Origin of the sequence: Haloarchaeobius amylolyticus, from assembly GCF_042678045.1 — an archaeon.
In the GTDB taxonomy this organism is placed as follows: Archaea; Halobacteriota; Halobacteria; order Halobacteriales; family Natrialbaceae; genus Natrinema; species Natrinema amylolyticus_A.
Window position 1 is genome coordinate 254,528 of record NZ_JBHUDI010000005.1, and the last position, 17,959, is coordinate 272,486.

Sequence of the window (17,959 nt, forward strand, 5' to 3'; positions counted from 1 at the left end):
CAGCGCCCGAATTGCGCCGATCTGGTTGATCTGCGGACGGTCACGGGCGAATGTCTGAGACCGTTGCAATCGCACTCTCGAGGAGTCCAACGGCGTCGGCTTCCAGTTGCTCGGCCCGGAACTCGTCTCGAGCTTCGGCCGTGAGGCGGACGACCGGTTCGGTGCCGCTCGGGCGCAGGAGGAACCAGCCGTCGTCGACGTCGACGTGGACGCCGTCGAGCGTCTCGACGTCGTCGTAGCGCTCACGGATGCGATCGCGGACCTGGTTCATCACGGTCTCTTTGTTCTCGATCTTGACCGACGTCCGGCGGATGGGGTACGTTTCGATCTCCCCGACGAGGTCGGACAGCGGCCCACGATCGGCGACGAGTTCGACGAGTTTGCACGCCGCGAGCGGGCCGTCCGGACACAGCGTCTCGTCCGGCCAGATCCACGCCCCGCTGGGCTCGCCGCCGAAGACGACATCAGGTTGCGTGGCGCAGTCGGCCACGAACCCGTCGCCGACTCGCGTTCGTCGCACCGACGCACCGACCGTCGCCAGCGCGTCGTCGACTGCCATGCTCGTATCGATCGGCGCGGCGATCACGTCACCGTCGGTCGCGGTCTCGCGCGCGAACAGCGCGAGGAGCACGTCTTTCGGGACGAACGATCCGGTCTCGTCGACGGCCAGCATCCGATCGGCGTCGCCGTCGTGTGCGATCCCCACCGTGGCGTCCGTCGCTTCGACGAGCGCCGAGAGGTCGTCAAGCGTCTCCTGTGTCGGCTCGCTCGGCCGGCCAGGAAAGCGCCCGTCTCGTTGTCCGTTCAGCGTCACGATGTCACAGCCGAGGCTCGAGAGCACGCGCGCGGTGATCGCGCCGGTTCCGTTCCCGACGTCGACTGCGACGCTCGGCGGCTCGTCGATCGAGACGGCCTCGCCCAGCGCCGCCGCGTGGCGATCCGTCGTGTCTTCGAGCGACTCGAGCGAACCGTGTCCGTCCCAGGGCCGCAGATCGTACTCGTCTCCCTCGACGCGGGTGGCGATCGCATCGAGTTGTTCTGGGTCGAAGGCCTTGCCCGAGGCCGACCAGAGCTTGAGCCCGTTGTCAGGCGCGGGGTTGTGCGAGGCCGTGACGACGACGCCGGCATCCGCGTTCGCTCGCGGGACCGCTCTGGCGATCGTCGGCGTCGGTGCGATGCCGACCTCGAGTACGTCCGTGCCACACTCACGCAGTCCGGCGGTCACTGCATCGGTCAGGACTGCGCCGCTTTCTCGCGCGTCTCGCCCCACGACGACGCGATCGTAGCCGTCGGACGCGACGGCGCGCCCGATCGAGAGCGCGAGTTCGGCCGTTATTTCTTCGCCGACAGTGCCGCGGATACCGCTCGTTCCGAACATAGGATGGGCTCTCGAGGACGCAGGGATTACTATGGAGTTGTTAGAGCAGGATAGCGGGTGTTCAGAAGCCGCTTCTGCTCACCGTCTGCGTGCTACTGGTGGCAATCATAGCAGTAACTGCGATCCACACTGACACGTGGGGAAATGTAAGAAATATTATGATAGTCCCGGGCAGATTCGAACTGCCGTCATGGGCTCCAAAGGCCCATATGATTGGCCACTACACCACGGGACTTGCCGTCACTATCGGGTAGTCGATAGAGTGGCTTATGAGTTATTGTTTCCGTCGAGATGAAGACGGGGAGAGTGCATCGATTGCCTCGATTTCAGCATACCGATGGCAGCTTCGACAGAGACAGATGACGTTATCGAGGGTGTGTGCGAGCTGCGAATCACTGAACGTCCGAACTGGCGTGATATGGTGAACATCCGGTTCGTGTCCGATCTCCTCACGAGTGATACCACAGTGTTGGCACGTGTGGTTATCCCGCTCCAGCGCTTTCCGTCTCACCTCTCGCCACTGGCCGTTGTATGCATTGTCAGCGTCTTCCCACTGGTCAGATAACCAATGACTGAGACAGTTTTGACTACAAAATCGAACTGGCTCCCGTTTCGCTTTCGACTCGAGGACAGTCGAAATCCGCCCACACCACTCGCAGACTCTTTTTACGCGTCCGATATCGTGATATTCGTAGTACGGTGTACCAAGGAATTCATCGGCGTTCTCGACACACTCTGAACAGTACACCCCCGGCTTGTCCGAGGGGTAGTAGTCGAACGTCGACCCACAGCGGTCACACGTCCCGGTTTCCGTTCCACCCTTCCAGTTTCCGTTGTGCTTTCCGCCGTTTGGATTACAGTCATCACAGAACTCACGTCTGGATTTCGGGTCGTAGAACTCGACTCCACAGCCCGTACACGTTCGATCGGGAAGCGGGTCGTCGTGGACTTTGGTATGGTGCTGGCGCATTCCCTGTTCGGTCGGCAGGGACTTCCCACAGGTCGGGCAGTCCATGTCCGATACACAACCCGTGTATAAACAAATAATAACAAACCAGGGTGAAAGTAATTTGAACGGGTTCGAGTACCCGAACCGAAATTAGCGACAGGAAATCCGTTCGCGACGAGTCCGGCTTACAGGTAGCCTTCCTCGGCCAGCCGCTCGATCCCTTCCTCGAGTCGCTCCTCGCTCGCCGCATAGGAAATCCGCGCGTAGCCTGGAGTACCAAAGGCGCTGCCGGGTACGGTCGCGACGTGGGCGTCCTCGATCGCGCCCTCACACCAGGCCTGATCGTCGTCGTCGACCGGGAGCATCATGTAGAACGCACCCTCGGGGACGGCGACGTCGACATCGTGCTCTGCGAGCAGGTCGACGACGAGGTCGCGGCGCTGTTCGAACGCCTCGGTCATCTCTTCGACAGCCTCGTCGGTGTTCTCGAGCGCTTCGATCCCGGCGTGCTGGACGAAGTTCACGGCGGAGGAGACGGAGTGGCTGTGGAGCTTGCCGGCCTGATCGATCAGGTCCTCGGGACCGGCGAAGTAGCCGAGCCGCCAGCCGGTCATCGAGTAGGCTTTCGAGAAGCCGTTGACGGTGACGGTGCGATCGGCCATGCCCTCGAGCGTGCCGAGACTCGTCGGCTCGACGCCGTAGGTGATCTCCTTGTAGATCTCGTCGGAGATGACGGTGACGTCGTGTTCGACGGCCAGATCGCGGACGCCCTCGAGTGCGGCGTCGGAGTAGACCGCGCCGGTGGGGTTCGACGGGGAGTTGACGATCAGCAGGTCGGTCTCATCCGAGACCGCCTCGGCGAGATCGTCGAGGGCCGGCTCGAGCTGGAAGTCCGACTCGGAGAGGTCGACGCGGGTCAGGTCGCCGCCGGCCATCTTGACCATCGCCTCGTAGGAGACCCACGCGGGGTCGAGCAGGACGACTTCGTCGCCGTCCTGGATCAGTGCCTGGACGATCTCGTAGAGGGCCTGCTTCGCGCCGGGCGTGACGATGATCTCATCGGTAGTGTGCTCGAGACCGTCGTCAGCGAGTTTGTCGGCGATCGCCTCGCGCAGTTCGAGGATACCGGCAGAGGTCGTGTAGCCGGTGTGGCCGGCGTCCATCGCGTCCTTGCCAGCCTCGACGATGTTCTCGGGCGTGGGGAAGTCGGGCTCGCCGACGGAGAGGTCGACGACGTCTGCGCCCTCGGCCTCGAGTTCGGTCGCGAGCGCGGAGATAGCAAGCGTCGCGGACGGTTCGACTCGGGTTACGCGGTCGGTGAATTCCATGGTCATTGTTGGGAATCGGCTGCAGGACTGGGATTCGGGAGTTCGTCGACGAGGTCGAGCGCGCCATCGACGGCCTTGGATGCGTTCTCGACGCGTTCGCGCGCTTCGGCCGCGGACATACCGGGGCCGGTCACGCCGAGGGTCACCGGCGTATCGCGCTCGAGACTCACGTCAGAGAGTCGCTGTGCGGTGGCGTCGGTAATCACTTGATCGTGATCCGTGTCGCCAGTGATGACCGTCCCGACGACGGCGACGGCGTCGACTTCGTCACGGCGTGCGAGTCGGTCAGCGGCCAGCGGCGCGTCGTAGACGCCCGGTACGTGGACCGTCTCGTACACCTCGGCACCCGCGGCGGTCGCGGCCTCGAGTGCGTCCTGCTCCATCTGCTCGGTGATCGGCCGGTTGAACTCCGCGACCACCAGTCCGAGCGTGGTCATAGGCGAGCGGTAGGGTGGATGGGTAAAAGAGGTACCGTTCTACGGTGGCCGTGTGTTATCGATTGTGGGTCGGCCCGATGCTCGAGTGAGTCCGTCGCTCGCCGCCTCAGACCCGTTACGACGCGTCGGTGCTGCGAAGCGTCACGTCGCTGTTGGTCGTCTCGACGCGGATGCGGCGAGTCCCCTCACCCAACGTCATCTCGAGCGAACTGTCGCCCGAGACGTTCGACTGGCCGAAGCCGTCGACTGACACGTCGCCATTGGTCGTCGAGATGCTGACCGTTGCATCGAGCGACGCGGGTGCCCGAACCGTGATTTCGCCGTTGGTGCTCTCGGCGGTCAGGTCGCCCCCGTCGTCCGCGAGCGCGACGTCGATATCCCCGTTCGTCGTGTCCGTGACCACGTCGCCGCTGACGCCTGCAGCGTGGATCTCACCGTTGGTGGTCTCGGCACTCAGTCCGCCGTCGACACCTTCGACGTCGAGCCGACCGTTCGTCGCCTCGGAGACGAGCTCGCCGGTCGTGTTCCGAATCTCGATGTCGCCGTTGGTCGTCTCCGCCCGCGCGAGTCGGATCTCCGCCGGGACTGTCACCTCGAGGTCGACTTTGGGCTCGGGACCGAACAGAAACGCCGACGTTTCCGAGTCCGTCTCGAGTGTCAGGTGTCCGTCGCTCCGGCTAGACGCGAGGGTCACCGACTCGAGAGCGTCTTCGGTCGGTGCCGCCTTGTGGGCCCGGACCTCGATCGCGTCGCCCTGGTCGCCGTCGACGGTAATCGAGCCGTTGACGGTTACAAGCGAGAGTGCGCTGAGAGCGTTGGTCTCGTACGTTTCCGTCTCAGTCGCTGTTGCACTCCGTCCGGTCGCGATACAGCCAGCGAGCACGCCAAGCGCGCCGAGACTCCCCCCAGCAAGCAACTGGCGTCGTGAAACGTCACGTCGCATACTTGTAGTTATATACTTGACAGCATATGTGGTTCCAGCCAGTTTCCAACAGCGGTGTTCGCCACGAAGATTTTTATAGGAAAACAGCGGCAGCATCCGAAGTCGCCGTCGTCTCGTAACGTGCCAGTCCCACTCGATCGGGACTCCCAGTGAGGCGTGACCGGCAATCGTCCCTCGCGCATGCTGTTTGAGAATTCTTAAGCGCGGGCGACGACAACCGCGATGTAATGACGACGCTACGGACGCCGGGACCGACGATCGGCGTAGTCGGAGGGGGACAGCTCGGGCGGATGCTCGCCGAAGCGGCCGCGCCGCTAGGTGTGGAAGTTGTCGTCCTCGACCCGACGCCGGACTGTCCGGCCGCGCTGGTCGCTCGCGACCAGATCGTCGCCGAATTCGACGACGAGGACGGCATTCGTGACCTCGCCGAACGCGCCGACGTGCTCACGTTCGAGATCGAACTCGCGGATCAGGACGTCATGGACCGGGTGAGTGAGGCGACCGGCACGCCCGTCCACCCGAAGCCATCGACGCTCGAGACGATCCACGACAAACTCGTCCAGAAACGCGAACTCGAGACCGCCGGCGTGCCGGTCCCACCGTTCCGCGCGGTCGAGGATGCCGACGACATCCGCGAGGCGATCGACGACTACGGTGCGCCGGTGATGCTCAAAGCCCGCACCGGCGGCTACGACGGGCGCGGTAACGTCCCCGTCGAGTCCAAAGCCGACGCCGAGGACGCCCTCGAGTCGGTCGCTGGCCCCGCGATGGTCGAGTCGTTCGTCGACTTCGAACGCGAGGTCTCGGTCATCGCCGTCAAGGGCGACGACGAGATCGCCACCTTCCCGCTGGGCGAGAACGTCCACGAAGACGAGATCCTCCGGGAGACGGTCGTCCCCGCGCGCTCGAGCGAGGCCGTCACCGAGCGTGCGTACGACGTCGCGCGGGACGTCCTCGAGGTGATGGACGGTCGTGGTGTCTACGGGATCGAGCTCTTCGAGACGAGTGCCGGCGAGATTCTGCTCAACGAGATCGCTCCGCGCCCGCACAACTCGGGCCACTGGACGATCGAGGGGACTCAGACCTCACAGTTCGAACAGCACGTCCGTGCCGTGCTGGGCTGGCCGCTCGGCTCGACGGCCCTGCGCTCGCCGACGGTGATGACGAACCTGCTCGGCGACGTGGACGAAGAGCAGGCGGCGGCGGTGGGCGACATCGACGAGCTCCTCGAGACACCCGGTGCGAACCTCCACTGGTACGGGAAACGGCAGGCCCGCCCGCTGCGCAAGATGGGCCACGTGACGCTGTCGGCCCGCGACGAGGAGACGTCGGTCGACGAATTGCTCAAGACGGCCCGCGACCTCGAGGCCGCCGTGACGTTCCAGTCGTAGTCGTCCGGCTGTACCCGATCCGATCTTCATCTCGTTTACCACCGTTTCAAGTCGTTTGCCCGACCAGCCTCTTCTATGAGCGACAGCGTCAGCGACTTGATCGACCGCTTGCACGACGAAGCCGACCAGGACCGCCCGGCTGCCAAGACCCCCGACGTAGGGATCGTGATGGGAAGCGACTCCGACCTCGAGACGATGATGACCGGCGGCCGGCGGCGGGGTGCCTACGACGCCTTTGTCGACGAACTCGGCTTCTCCGAGCAAACCGACTACGAGAGCGCGCCCGACGAGCGATTCACGTTCGAGACCTACGTCACCTCGGCCCACCGGACGCCCGACTTAATGACGGCTTACGCCGAAACCGCGGAAGACCGCGGGCTCGAGGTCATCATCGCCGGCGCGGGCGGAAAGTCCGCAGACCTGCCGAACATGACCGCCTCGATCGCGTACCCGCTGCCGGTCATCGGCGTCCCAGTCCAGGAGAAGTCCGTCGACAGCGTCATCGGGATGCCGACCGGCGCGCCGCTTGTCGCCGTCGACGCCGGCAAGTCGTTCAACGCCGCGCTGTCGGCCGCTCAGATCCTTTCCCGCCAGCACGACGAGGTTCGCGACCGACTGGTCGACTATCACGAGGGGCTACGCGAGGGCGTCGGGGCTGTCTCCCGTGAACTCCACGACGAGGGGACGCCGGCGTTCCGAGAGCGCGAGCAGTAACGAGGAGATCACGTTCGGGGCAGGTACGATACCGTCTCGACGTCCGGTGGAATATCAGCTACCACGACTGTTTCTGGCTGTCGACGCCGGATGGATAGTAGACAGGTGCCCGCTCGAGTGCCAAACACCGGCCAGTTCGACGGCGAGTAATATCGCTTTACCGATCGGGTTCCTCTCCAGGTACCTATATATAGGATCATGTGACTATTCACATGGGAGTTATTCACGCTGAAATCCCGTTGTGGACCGTGTTTCCCGGAAAAACGAAGGATCAACCCTTATGTGCGTGCGGTTTGAACCCCCGAACGTTACCGAGATGAATGATTGGATCGCCATCGGGGCACTGGCGCTCGTCGGGGTACTGATACCGTTCGGGATGATGACGGTATCGTATCTCCTGCGGCCCACCGTTCCCGAAACGAGTAAACGTGCCACCTACGAGAGTGGCGAGATTCCGACCGGCGGAACGCGCATCCGGTTCAATATTCAGTACTACATGGTTGCGCTGCTGTTCGTCGTCTTCGATATCGAGGCCGTCCTCCTGTTCCCCTGGGCGGTCGCCTATCAGGATGCGCTCGCGGCGGATATTCCGCTTGCCCGCGCGCTCGGGCCGATGCTCGCGTTCGTCGCCATCCTGCTCGTCGGACTCGCGTGGGCGTGGCGCACAGGCGCGGTACAGTGGGCACGGACACCTCGCCAACTGGACGCTGACAGACCATGAGTAGCGAACAACCACGCAAACAGATCTACGACAGCACCGCACCGTCGACGGACACCCGCGACTCGCGAATCGGTGAGGGTGCCGACGACCGCTTCAACTCCAAGCTTCGCGAGGCCTTCGGATCGACCCCGTTTATCCTCACGAAGTTCGACAAGTTCATGAACTGGGTGCGGGGCAACTCGATGTTCATGCTCCAGTTCGGGATCGCGTGTTGCAGCATCGAGATGATGCACACGTACGCGATCAAACACGACCTGGACCGCTTCGGGGCCGGCGTGCCGCGTGCCTCGCCCCGCCAGGCCGACGTGATGATCGTCCCCGGGACGATCGTCTCCAAGTTCGGCCCCCGCATGAAGCGGGTCTACGACCAGATGCCCGAACCCAAGTTCGTCGTCGGCATGGGCTCGTGTACCATCTCCGGCGGCCCGTTCCAGGAAGGCTACAACGTCGTCAAGGGTGCCGAGGAGATCATCCCCATCGACATCCACGTCCCCGGCTGCCCGCCGCGGCCGGAGGCGCTCGTCTACGGCATCGCCAAACTCCAGGAGCGGATCCGCAACGGCGAATCCACGCCCGTCGTGGTCAAGCCGTACGAGCTCGAGGAGTTCGGCGACCTGCCGAAAGACGAACTCGTCCAGAAGCTCGCAGACGACATCGACGAAGACGACCTCGTGATGCGGTATAACTGGGCTGATTCACCATGAGCACGGGACTCGAACGACAGCCGGCAGTCGAGGTCACCGAAGACGAACTCGAAGCGCTGATCGGTGATCGCGCACTCGCACGCGACGACCACCTGAACGCGCCCGGATTCGTCATCCGGCCGGACGACGTCCAGGACGTCCTCACGGATCTCCGGGACGAGGCCGGCTTCGACCACCTCGCCAATCTGACCGCACAGGAGTATCCAGACCGGTACGAATCGATCTATCACCTCCGGAAGTACGCCGATCCGACCCAGGAGGTGTCGGTCGTCGTCCCGACCACGACCGACGAGCCGGTCAGCCAGACCGCCGAACCGGTCTTCCGCACCGCCGACTGGCACGAACGGGAGGCGTTCGACCTCGTCGGCATCGACTACGAGGGCCATCCCGATCCGCGACGGATCCTTCTGCCCGAAACCTGGCAGGGACACCCCCTCTCGCGAGATTACGATCAGGAGAAACCGCAGCTGGTGACGCTGACGGAACACGCCAACCCGATCCAGCCCGACCACCACGACGACGAGTCGGACACGATGTTCCTGAACATCGGGCCACACCACCCGGCGACCCACGGTGTGCTCCACATCGAGACGGTGCTGGACGGTGAAACGGTCGTCGACGTCGACCCCGACATCGGCTACCTGCACCGCTGCGAGGAGCAGATGTGCCAGCAGGGTACCTATCGCCACCAGATCATGCCGTATCCCGACCGCTGGGACTACGTCTCGGCCGGCCTCCTGAACGAGTGGGCATACGCGCGTGTGGCCGAAGACCTCGCGGACATCGACGTCCCCGACTACGCCCAGGTCATCCGGACGATGGGTGCCGAACTCTGTCGGATCGCCTCGCACATGCTCGCGCTCGCGACGTTCGCGCTAGACGTCTACGGCGACTTCACCGCCATTTTCCAGTATGGCATGCGCGATCGTGAGGTCGTCCAGGACATCCTCGAGGACCTGACCGGCCAGCGGCTCATGTTCAACTACTTCCGGCTCGGCGGGGTCGCCTGGGACCTGCCCGAACCCCGCGAGGAGTTCATCGAGAAGACACGCGACTTCCTCGATGGCCTCCCTGCGAAGGTCGACGAGTACAACGACCTGCTGACCGCTAACGAGATCTTCCAGATCCGGACCCACGACACCGGGATCTTAGAGCCCGAGGTCGCCAAACAGTACGGCTGTACCGGCCCCGTCGCCCGCGGGTCGGGCATCGACTACGACCTCCGCCGGGACGATCCCTACGGCTACTACGACAACCTCGAGTGGGACGTCGTCACCGAGGACGGCTGCGACAACTACAGCCGCGTCCTCGTGCGCATGCAGGAGGTCGAGGAGTCCGCGAAGATCATCGAGCAGTGTCTCGACTTGCTCGAGGACTGGCCGGAAGACGAACGAACCGTCCAGAGCAACGTCCCGCGGACGCTGAAACCCGACGCAGACACCGAGATCTACCGCGCTGTCGAGGGTGCGAAGGGCGAACTCGGGATCTACATCCGCGCGGACGGCACGGACAAGCCGGGCCGGTTCAAGATCCGCAGTCCGTGTTTCCACAATCTCTCGGCGCTGCCCGAGATGGCCGAAGGGGAGTACATCCCCGACATGATCGCCTCGCTTGGCAGCCTCGATATCGTGCTCGGGGAGGTGGACCGCTAGTATGACTGGTCTGCAGTTTGCGGCCCCGGTCGATACGACGCCAGCGGTGCCGACGGTACCGCTGCAGGATACGGTTTTGCTCCCCGAGCGGATCGGCGAGCTGACCGGCCTCGACGGGTTCGGACTCGGCGGGGAGCTGCTCGCGACGTTTATTGCCGCCTTCATCGTCGGCAATCTGATGCTCGCGATGACCGGCGTCGCGGGACCGTGGGCCAAACGGAAGATCACTGCCGCATTCACCGACCGGATCGCGGTCAACCGGCTCGGACCGGCAGGCCTCTTTATTATCCTCGCCGACTCCGTCCGGCTCCTCTCGAAGGAGCTGGTCATCCCCGAGAACGCGGATCGGCCGGCCTACGACCTCGCGCCGGTCGTCGTCGCGGGGTCGGCACTGCTGGGCTTTGCCGTCATCCCGATGGGCAGCGGCATCCACCTCGCGGACCCTGAAGTCGGCCTTGCGTACGTCTTCGCCGTCTCGGGGATCGCCAGCCTCGGGCTGGTGATGGCCGGCTACTCGTCGGCGAACAAGTATTCGATGCTCGGCGGGCTGCGTGCAGTGGCACAGAACATCGCCTACGAGATCCCGCTGGTCATCACCGGGATGTCGGTCGTGATCTTCGCCGGCACGCTACAGCTGGGCGAGATCGTCGCGGCCCAGCACGAGACGCTGGTGGAGATCGCAGGTATCTCGATTCCGACGTGGTACGCGTTCGTCAACCCCTTCGCGTTCGTCCTGTTTCTCGTGGCGAATTTCGCGGAGGTCGGTCGCAACCCCTTCGACACGCCGGAGGCACCGACCGAGATCGTCGCGGGATATCAGACCGAGTACTCCTCGGTCTACTTCGTGTTGATCTACCTCGGTGAGTTCCTTCACATCTTCCTCGGTGGTGCGATCATCGCGACGATCTTCCTCGGCGGTCCCGCAGGCCCCGTCCTGCCGGGCATCGTCTGGTTTATCATCAAGATCTGGGCGGTGTTCTTCGCGACGCAGTGGCTGCGCTCGGCGGTGCCACGCGTCCGGATCGACCAACTGATCGAGATCGGCTGGAAGGGACTGCTCGTCCTCGCCTTTGCCAATCTCGTCCTGACTGCGGTAATCGTGGGGCTGATAGCATGATCGGGATACTCAAATCGATGGCAACGACGATGAAACACGCACTGGACGGCTCCACGTTCACGGTGGAGTATCCGGAGACCGCACCCGACATCTCGCCGCGCTTCCGCGGCGTCCACAAGTTCAGCCAGGAGCGGTGCATCTGGTGTCGCCAGTGTGAGAACGTCTGTCCGAACGACACGATCCAGATCGTCACGAACGATCAACGACAGGGCGAACAGTACAACCTCCACATCGGCCAGTGTATTTACTGCCGGCTCTGCGAGGAGGTCTGCCCCGTCGACGCCATCCTGCTCACCGAAAACTTCGAGTTCACCGCGGACACGAAACACGACTTCGTCTACAACAAAGAGCAGCTGAAAGCGGTACCGTGGTACAAGGACATCGACCCGCTCGCCGCCCGCGAACCCGATCGGGACGCGTGGGTCGGAGAGGGAGAAGGTGAGGTCGATTACCAGTAACGGGTCCGCCCGTCCCGCAAACGGGCAGTAACTACCAATACATGAACTACGAGCTGATCGCGTTCGCGCTGTTTGCGTTACTCACGCTTGCCAGCGCGGTGGGTGTCGTGCTCATGCAGGACCCGTGGCATTCGGCGCTCCTGCTGGGCGTGGCGCTGCTCAGCGTGGCAATCCATTACGTGATGCTGGCGGCCGAATTCGTCGCCATGATGCAGGTCCTCGTCTACGTCGGCGGGGTCCTCGTTCTCATCACGTTCGCCGTCATGCTGACCCAGCGCGACGATTCCGACACGGACGAGGTGGTACAGGCATGACGACCGGACCGAAACTCAGACTCGGCAAGACACTGGTCCCGGGACTGCTCGCCGTCGGGCTGTTCGGCGTGATGGCGCTGATCACGCTGAATACGGCCTTCGAGCCGATGACAACGGCTGCAGGGGCCGGCTTCCCCGACGACGTCTCGATCACGGCCGAACTCGGCTACGCGCTGTTCGGCTTCGACGAGCTCCAGACGATCGGCGGCACCGAACCGTTCCTCGCCGCCGTCTTGCTCGTCGCCGTCGCACTCGACGCCGCACTCGACGCCTCACTCGTCCTCGCGAAACGCGAGGAAGAAGGCGAACCCGTCGCCGCGCTCGCGAGCGCCGGCGAGGACTCGAGCACGACTGGCGGCCCGGCGCCGGCAGTCACCGACGGTGGGACCGACGCCTCGAGTGCCGACACGACCGGTCAGTCCGCAGACGCTGGAGGTGACAGCCGATGACCGTCGACGTGCAGTATTACGTGCTGCTGTCGATGGCAGTGTTCTGTATCGGGCTGTTCGGGGTGTTGACGCGTCGTAACGCACTGTTGTTCCTGATGTCCGTCGAACTCATGCTGAACGCGGCCAATATCAATCTGATCGCGTTCTCGTTCTATCACGGCAACCTCACCGGGCAGCTGTTCGCGCTGTTTACGATGGCGCTGGCTGCCGCGGAGGTGGCCGTCGGACTCGGGATCATCCTGGTGTTGTACCGCAACTTCCGTGACGTCGACGTCACGGTTCCGACGACGATGAGGTGGTAAGATGGCAGCAACAGCAACAGGACCGTTCGGATTCGCACCGGCGATCGCAGTGCTCCCGCTCGTGGCCTTCGTCGTCACGCTGCTGTTCGGGAAGCATCTGCCGAAGAAAGGCGCGCTTCCGGGCATCATCGCGACGGCAGGCTCGCTGCTGATCTCGCTCGTGATGTTCGCGGCGGTCGGCGGCGGAGAGGTTCATCACACGACGCTCTACGAGTGGACGGCCGGCGCGGCCGCAAGCGAGACCGGTGCCGAGGGGATCGCCTTCACGTTCGGCGTGTTGATCGATCCGCTCTCGGCGCTCATGCTGGTGATCGTCTCGCTGGTCGCCTTGCTCGTCCACGTCTTCAGTCTCGGCTACATGAACGCCGAAGGCGAGACCGGGCTCCCGCGGTACTACGCCGAACTCGGGCTCTTTACCTTCAGCATGCTCGCCTTTGTCTTCGCGGACAACCTGCTGATGGCGTTCATGTTCTTCGAACTCGTCGGACTGTGTTCGTACCTGCTGATCGGGTTCTGGTTCCGCACGGAATCGGCCCCCTCGGCCGCGAAGAAGGCGTTCCTGGTCACCCGCTTCGGAGACTACTTCTTCCTGATCGGGGTCGTCGCCATCGCGGCGACGTTCGGCACGGTCGGCTTCGCCGGCGAGGAGTCGTTCGTCACTGCCGCCGAGGCGGCCATCGACGACGGCGCGACGCTGTTCGGCTTCGATGCCCAGACCTGGGTGACGATCACCGGACTGCTCGTGTTAGGCGGGGTGCTCGGCAAGTCCGCGCAGTTCCCGTTCCACACCTGGCTGCCGGACGCGATGGAAGGTCCGACCACCGTCTCCGCGCTTATCCACGCGGCGACGATGGTCGCGGCCGGCGTCTACCTCGTCGCGCGGATGTTCGGCTACTACGCGCTTTCCCCGACGGCGCTTTCGATCATCGCCTTCGTCGGCGGCTTCACCGCCCTGTTCGCGGCGACGATGGGCGTCGTCAAAGACGACGTCAAACAGGTGCTGGCGTACTCGACGATCAGCCAGTACGGCTACATGATGCTCGGGCTCGGCGTCGGCGGCTACGTCGCCGGGGTCTTCCACCTGATGAACCACGCCTTCTTCAAGGCGCTGCTGTTCCTCGGTGCCGGGGCCGTCATCGTCCTCATGCACCACGAACAGGACATGTGGAAGATGGGCGGGCTCAAAGACAAAGCGCCCGTCGTCTACTACACATTCCTCGCCGGCGCGCTCGCGCTCGCGGGGATCGTTCCGTTCTCCGGCTTCTGGTCGAAAGACGAGGTGCTGTTCGACGCCCTGATCGTGGGCTTAGAGCAGCCGGTCATTCTCGCGGCCTACGCGATGGGGCTCGTGGCCGTCTTCTTCACCGGCTTCTACACGTTCCGGATGGTCTTCCTGACCTTCCACGGTGAGCCCCGCTCCGAGACCGCCGAGGACCCCCACCCGGTGGGCTGGTCGATCAAGCTCCCGCTCGTGGTCCTGGGAACCCTCGCGCTGGTCGCCGGCGTCGCCAACCTCGCGCCCGTCGCGAAGCTCACCGGAGCCGAGATCACCTATCTCGAGTTCTGGCTCGACGGCGAGTACGGCGCCGTCGAGGGGCTGACCTACCACGCGTACCACGAGACGGTCGCCTTCGAAGAGGGCGTCATCGGCGGCTCCGAGACGACCACGATGCTGTTGAGTGCGGGGCTATCGCTTGGACTCGCACTGGCCGGCGCGCTCACGGCACACACGCTATACAACGTGCCCGAGCCGACCCGCCACACGCAGAAACTGGGCGGCGCGTACAGCCTCCTGCGGAAGAACTACTACCAGGACGAGTACCAGGTCTGGCTCGCGGAGGGCCTGACGCTGCCGCTGGCTCGAGCCGCCGACCGGTTCGACCAGACGGTCATCGACGGGCTCGTCAACGGCACGTCGACGGTGAGTCTGTTCAGTAGCAACTGGGTGAAACGCATCCAGACGGGTATCGTAACTAACTATGCGGCGTTGCTGGTGGCCGGGTTCATCGGCTTACTGCTGATTCTCGGCGCTCTCGGAGGGTGGTTCGCATGATGCTAGAAGCGCTTATCGCAGTCGCACTGGTCGGCGCGTTGGTAACGTTCGTCGCGCCGAATCGCATCGCTGGCAAACTCGCCTTCGCTATCAGCCTCGTGCCGGCGGCACTGTCGCTGTGGCTGTTCGCCGCCTTCGACGGCAGCGGCAACGCCTTACTCGACGGCGAACTGGCGTTCGAATCACAGGCGGCGTGGCTCGAGATCGGCGACTACTCGATCTCGTGGTTCGTCGGGCTCGACGGGATCAGCCTGCCACTGGTCGTCCTGACGACGATCCTCTGTACGCTGGCGATCGTCAGCTCGTGGACGCCGATCGACGAGCGCGAGTCGCAGTTCTACGGGCTGATCCTCTTTATCGAGGCGATGCTGATCGGCGTCTTCTCGGCGCTCGACTTCTTCCTGTGGTTCGTCTTCTGGGAGGCAGTCCTGATTCCGATGTACCTGTTGATCGGGATCTGGGGCGGCCCACGTCGCAAGTACGCCGCGATCAAGTTCTTCGTCTACACGAACGTGGCGTCGCTGGTGATGTTCGGGTCGTTCATCACGCTCGTCTTCGGGCTCGGTGACTCCGTGACATCCTTCGGGCTGCCCGAGATCGCGACCGCGATGCTCGCCGGCGGCCCCGAAGGGTTCTTCGGCCTGGGCGGAACGACGCTCGCGTCGCTGGCGTTCATTGGAATGTTCCTCGGCTTTGCCGTGAAGGTGCCCGTGGTGCCGTTCCACACGTGGCTGCCGGACGCCCACGTCGAGGCCCCCACGCCGGCGTCGATTCTGCTGGCCGGCGTGCTGCTGAAGATGGGGACCTACGCCCTGTTGCGGTTCAACTTCACGATGTTCCCTGACCAGGTCGAGGCCTACGCGATCCCGATCGCGGCGATCGCCGTCATCAGCGTCATCTACGGCGCGATGTTGGCGCTGGCTCAGACCGACCTCAAACGAATCGTCGCGTATTCGTCCGTGTCGTCGATGGGCTACGTCATCCTCGGACTGGTCGCCTACACCCAGTTCGGGGTCGGCGGCGCGACGTTCCAGATGGTCTCTCACGGGCTGATCTCCGGGCTGATGTTCATGGCGGTCGGCGTCATCTACAACGCGACCCACACCCGGATGGTCACCGACATGTCCGGGATGGCAGACCGGATGCCGATCGCCGTCGGCGTGTTGATCGCCGGCGCGTTCGGCTACATGGGGCTGCCGCTCATGTCCGGCTTCGCCGCCGAGTACTTCATTTTCTTCGGGGCCTTCGGCTCCGAGTTGCTCGATTACGCGCCGCTGTTTACCTCGCTGGCGATGTTCGGCATCGTCATCGTCGCGGGCTACCTGCTGTTCGCGCTCCAGCGGACGGTGTTCGGGCCGTATCGACTCGAGACCGACTACGAGGTCGGCCGCGCCCCCGTCCACGACGTCGCGTCGATGATCGTCCTGCTGGGACTGATCATCACCCTCGGCGTGGCCCCTGACCTGATCTTCACCATGATAACAGATGCGATCGATCCGATCATCCAGGGAGGTGGGCTCTGATGGCACTCGTCCAGCTTCCCGAGTGGGCGGCACTCGCCCCGGCGTTGCTTCTGGCAGGGACGGCACTCGTCCTGTTCCTGTTCGATAGCATCAATCCGGGGTCGACGAACCGCGCGCTGCTTGCTGGCACCGCCGTCGCCGGCTCGCTGGCCTCGCTCGCCGTCGCCGTCTGGTTTACCGCCGCTGGCGTCGGTGCAACCGGGATCGAAAACTACGGCGTCGTCGACGTCATGAACGGCCAGTTCATCGTCGACCAGTTGGCGCTGTACTTCATGATCATCATCTCGATCGTCACCGCCCTCGTCGCGGTGGCGAGCTACGACTACCTGCGCGATCACACCTACCAGGCCGAGTACTACTCGCTGGTCATCCTCGCGGCGACGGGTATGTCGATGATGGCGGTCTCGAACAGCCTCGTGACGATCTTCATCGCTCTCGAGCTGACGAGCCTGCCGTCGTACGCGCTGGTCGCGATCCTGAAGGACAACCGCGGCAGCGTCGAAGCGGGCCTCAAGTACTTCCTGATCGGTGCGCTGTCGTCGGCGATCTTCGTCTACGGCGTCTCGCTGGTCTACGGCGCGACCGGCTCGTTGCAACTCGAGGCCGTCGCGACGAACCTCGGTGCAGCCAGTGAGATGGGTGGCCTGCTCGGACTGGGCATCCTCATGTTGATCGGCGGCGTCGCGTTCAAGACGGCGAGCGTGCCCTTCCACTTCTGGGCGCCGGAGGCCTACGAGGGCGCGCCAGCACCGATCTCGGCGTTCCTCTCCTCGGCTTCGAAGGCTGCCGGCTTCGTGCTCGCGTTCCGTGTGTTCACGACGGCGTTCCCGCTCGAGGCGACGACCGCCGTCATCGGCGTCGACTGGACGGTGGCGTTCGTCGTTCTCGCGATCATCACGATGACGCTTGGTAACTTCGCGGCGGCGACCCAGGAGAACGTCAAGCGGATGCTCGCCTATTCCTCGATCGGCCACGCTGGCTACGTGCTGATCGGGCTGGCGGCTCTCTCGACCGACGCCGGTGACCTCGTCATGGGCGCGGCCATGATGCACCTGCTGGTCTACGGCTTCATGAACACGGGCGCGTTCCTGTTCGTCGGCCTGGCCGAGTACTGGGGCGTCGGCCGCACGTTCGAAGACTACAATGGCCTCGCGAAACAGGCACCCTTCGCCTCGGCGGCGATGGCCGTGTTCATGTTCAGCCTGGCCGGCGTCCCACCGTTCGGTGGCTTCTGGAGCAAGTACCTGCTCTACACTGAGACGCTCAACGCGGCCGCGGACAACACGGTATTGCTCGTCCTTGCCGCCGCGCTCGTCGTCAACAGCGCGCTCTCGCTGTACTATTACTCACGGCTGGTCAAGGCCCTCTGGATCGAGGAGCCGATTCTCGACCGGGATCGTCTCGCCCAGCCGGCCGGTCTCTACGCGGCGATCATCGCCGCTGCCGTGATGACGGTCGTCATCCTGCCGGCGTTCGATCCGATCGCATCTGCCGCACTCGATGCGGCAACCGCGATCGTGGGCTGA

Annotated in this window: 18 protein-coding genes and 1 tRNA gene; 13 read left to right on the forward strand and 6 right to left on the reverse strand. The window is 64.0% G+C overall.

Features of this window, described 5'->3' with window-relative positions:
• Positions 1-40 precede the first annotated feature (40 nt).
• The 6 genes from glmM to ACFR99_RS10090 form a co-directional block, all read right to left on the reverse strand.
• Positions 41-1,378 (reverse strand): phosphoglucosamine mutase, encoded by a 1,338-nt coding sequence (gene glmM / locus ACFR99_RS10065; protein WP_390286885.1) that lies wholly within the window; start codon positions 1,376-1,378, stop codon positions 41-43.
• 162 nt (positions 1,379-1,540) lie between these two features.
• Positions 1,541-1,613: transfer RNA gene (locus tag ACFR99_RS10070), tRNA-Gln, on the reverse strand.
• Between the two features lie 39 nt (positions 1,614-1,652).
• Positions 1,653-2,393 carry an HNH endonuclease gene (locus ACFR99_RS10075; RefSeq protein WP_390286887.1) on the reverse strand — a complete coding sequence of 247 codons (741 nt, stop codon included), beginning with the start codon at positions 2,391-2,393 and terminating at the stop codon, positions 1,653-1,655.
• 119 nt (positions 2,394-2,512) lie between these two features.
• Positions 2,513-3,661 (reverse strand): pyridoxal phosphate-dependent aminotransferase, encoded by a 1,149-nt coding sequence (locus tag ACFR99_RS10080; RefSeq protein ID WP_390286889.1) that lies wholly within the window; start codon positions 3,659-3,661, stop codon positions 2,513-2,515.
• Positions 3,658-4,092, reverse strand: coding sequence for a 6,7-dimethyl-8-ribityllumazine synthase (gene ribH / locus ACFR99_RS10085; protein ID WP_390286891.1), 435 nt, complete (start codon positions 4,090-4,092; stop codon positions 3,658-3,660). The genes ACFR99_RS10080 and ribH overlap by 4 nt, the downstream gene beginning before the upstream one ends.
• Positions 4,093-4,207: 115 nt before the next feature.
• A complete protein-coding gene (locus ACFR99_RS10090) occupies positions 4,208-5,035 on the reverse strand; it encodes a DUF4097 family beta strand repeat-containing protein (RefSeq protein WP_390286893.1) in 828 nt (275 codons plus the stop codon).
• Between the two features lie 227 nt (positions 5,036-5,262).
• Here ACFR99_RS10090 and ACFR99_RS10095 point away from each other — a divergent pair, with 227 nt between their 5' ends.
• The 13 genes from ACFR99_RS10095 to ACFR99_RS10155 all read left to right on the forward strand — a co-directional run bounded on the left by ACFR99_RS10095 (position 5,263) and on the right by ACFR99_RS10155 (position 17,959).
• Positions 5,263-6,426: a 5-(carboxyamino)imidazole ribonucleotide synthase gene (locus tag ACFR99_RS10095; protein ID WP_390286895.1), complete on the forward strand. Its 1,164-nt coding sequence runs from the start codon at positions 5,263-5,265 to the stop codon at positions 6,424-6,426.
• 75 nt (positions 6,427-6,501) lie between these two features.
• Positions 6,502-7,140 (forward strand): AIR carboxylase family protein, encoded by a 639-nt coding sequence (locus ACFR99_RS10100; protein ID WP_390286897.1) that lies wholly within the window; start codon positions 6,502-6,504, stop codon positions 7,138-7,140.
• 316 nt (positions 7,141-7,456) lie between these two features.
• Positions 7,457-7,861 (forward strand): NADH-quinone oxidoreductase subunit A, encoded by a 405-nt coding sequence (locus ACFR99_RS10105; protein ID WP_390286899.1) that lies wholly within the window; start codon positions 7,457-7,459, stop codon positions 7,859-7,861.
• Positions 7,858-8,565 carry an NADH-quinone oxidoreductase subunit B gene (locus ACFR99_RS10110; RefSeq protein WP_390286901.1) on the forward strand — a complete coding sequence of 236 codons (708 nt, stop codon included), beginning with the start codon at positions 7,858-7,860 and terminating at the stop codon, positions 8,563-8,565. The genes ACFR99_RS10105 and ACFR99_RS10110 overlap by 4 nt, the downstream gene beginning before the upstream one ends.
• A complete protein-coding gene (locus ACFR99_RS10115) occupies positions 8,562-10,217 on the forward strand; it encodes an NADH-quinone oxidoreductase subunit D (RefSeq protein ID WP_390286903.1) in 1,656 nt (551 codons plus the stop codon). The genes ACFR99_RS10110 and ACFR99_RS10115 overlap by 4 nt, the downstream gene beginning before the upstream one ends.
• Position 10,218: 1 nt before the next feature.
• A complete protein-coding gene (locus tag ACFR99_RS10120) occupies positions 10,219-11,334 on the forward strand; it encodes a complex I subunit 1/NuoH family protein (RefSeq protein ID WP_390286905.1) in 1,116 nt (371 codons plus the stop codon).
• Positions 11,331-11,792 carry a NuoI/complex I 23 kDa subunit family protein gene (locus tag ACFR99_RS10125; RefSeq protein ID WP_390286907.1) on the forward strand — a complete coding sequence of 154 codons (462 nt, stop codon included), beginning with the start codon at positions 11,331-11,333 and terminating at the stop codon, positions 11,790-11,792. Before ACFR99_RS10120 ends, ACFR99_RS10125 begins: the two co-directional genes overlap by 4 nt.
• 41 nt (positions 11,793-11,833) lie before the next feature.
• The gene (locus ACFR99_RS10130) at positions 11,834-12,106 is read left to right on the forward strand and encodes an NADH-quinone oxidoreductase subunit J (RefSeq protein ID WP_092929210.1); all 273 of its coding nucleotides are present in this window, start codon (positions 11,834-11,836) and stop codon (positions 12,104-12,106) included.
• Positions 12,103-12,555, forward strand: coding sequence for a hypothetical protein (locus tag ACFR99_RS10135; protein WP_390286909.1), 453 nt, complete (start codon positions 12,103-12,105; stop codon positions 12,553-12,555). Before ACFR99_RS10130 ends, ACFR99_RS10135 begins: the two co-directional genes overlap by 4 nt.
• Complete coding sequence (gene nuoK / locus ACFR99_RS10140) at positions 12,552-12,857, forward strand: NADH-quinone oxidoreductase subunit NuoK (RefSeq protein WP_226005706.1); 306 nt, start codon at positions 12,552-12,554, stop codon at positions 12,855-12,857. The genes ACFR99_RS10135 and nuoK overlap by 4 nt, the downstream gene beginning before the upstream one ends.
• A 1-nt stretch (position 12,858) precedes the next feature.
• Positions 12,859-14,910 (forward strand): NADH-quinone oxidoreductase subunit L, encoded by a 2,052-nt coding sequence (gene nuoL / locus ACFR99_RS10145; RefSeq protein ID WP_390286912.1) that lies wholly within the window; start codon positions 12,859-12,861, stop codon positions 14,908-14,910.
• Entirely contained in the window at positions 14,907-16,433 is a 1,527-nt protein-coding gene (locus ACFR99_RS10150; RefSeq protein ID WP_390286914.1) for a complex I subunit 4 family protein, read from the forward strand. The genes nuoL and ACFR99_RS10150 overlap by 4 nt, the downstream gene beginning before the upstream one ends.
• Positions 16,433-17,959, forward strand: coding sequence for an NADH-quinone oxidoreductase subunit N (locus ACFR99_RS10155; protein WP_390286916.1), 1,527 nt, complete (start codon positions 16,433-16,435; stop codon positions 17,957-17,959). The genes ACFR99_RS10150 and ACFR99_RS10155 overlap by 1 nt, the downstream gene beginning before the upstream one ends.

Bases quoted from the DNA above. Each gene is read 5' to 3' on its own strand.
- ACFR99_RS10150 (WP_390286914.1), top strand. From the start codon at position 14,907: ATGATGCTAGAAGCGCTTATCGCAGTCGCACTGGTCGGCGCGTTGGTA.
- ACFR99_RS10120 (WP_390286905.1), top strand. From the start codon at position 10,219: ATGACTGGTCTGCAGTTTGCGGCCCCGGTCGATACGACGCCAGCGGTG.
- ACFR99_RS10100 (WP_390286897.1), top strand. From the start codon at position 6,502: ATGAGCGACAGCGTCAGCGACTTGATCGACCGCTTGCACGACGAAGCC.
- ACFR99_RS10075 (WP_390286887.1), bottom strand. From the start codon at position 2,393: ATGGACTGCCCGACCTGTGGGAAGTCCCTGCCGACCGAACAGGGAATG.
- ACFR99_RS10090 (WP_390286893.1), bottom strand. From the start codon at position 5,035: ATGCGACGTGACGTTTCACGACGCCAGTTGCTTGCTGGGGGGAGTCTC.
- glmM (WP_390286885.1), bottom strand. From the start codon at position 1,378: ATGTTCGGAACGAGCGGTATCCGCGGCACTGTCGGCGAAGAAATAACG.
- ACFR99_RS10080 (WP_390286889.1), bottom strand. From the start codon at position 3,661: ATGACCATGGAATTCACCGACCGCGTAACCCGAGTCGAACCGTCCGCG.
- nuoL (WP_390286912.1), top strand. From the start codon at position 12,859: ATGGCAGCAACAGCAACAGGACCGTTCGGATTCGCACCGGCGATCGCA.
- ACFR99_RS10125 (WP_390286907.1), top strand. From the start codon at position 11,331: ATGATCGGGATACTCAAATCGATGGCAACGACGATGAAACACGCACTG.
- ribH (WP_390286891.1), bottom strand. From the start codon at position 4,092: ATGACCACGCTCGGACTGGTGGTCGCGGAGTTCAACCGGCCGATCACC.
- ACFR99_RS10105 (WP_390286899.1), top strand. From the start codon at position 7,457: ATGAATGATTGGATCGCCATCGGGGCACTGGCGCTCGTCGGGGTACTG.
- ACFR99_RS10155 (WP_390286916.1), top strand. From the start codon at position 16,433: ATGGCACTCGTCCAGCTTCCCGAGTGGGCGGCACTCGCCCCGGCGTTG.
- nuoK (WP_226005706.1), top strand. From the start codon at position 12,552: ATGACCGTCGACGTGCAGTATTACGTGCTGCTGTCGATGGCAGTGTTC.
- ACFR99_RS10110 (WP_390286901.1), top strand. From the start codon at position 7,858: ATGAGTAGCGAACAACCACGCAAACAGATCTACGACAGCACCGCACCG.
- ACFR99_RS10135 (WP_390286909.1), top strand. From the start codon at position 12,103: ATGACGACCGGACCGAAACTCAGACTCGGCAAGACACTGGTCCCGGGA.
- ACFR99_RS10130 (WP_092929210.1), top strand. From the start codon at position 11,834: ATGAACTACGAGCTGATCGCGTTCGCGCTGTTTGCGTTACTCACGCTT.
- ACFR99_RS10095 (WP_390286895.1), top strand. From the start codon at position 5,263: ATGACGACGCTACGGACGCCGGGACCGACGATCGGCGTAGTCGGAGGG.
- ACFR99_RS10115 (WP_390286903.1), top strand. From the start codon at position 8,562: ATGAGCACGGGACTCGAACGACAGCCGGCAGTCGAGGTCACCGAAGAC.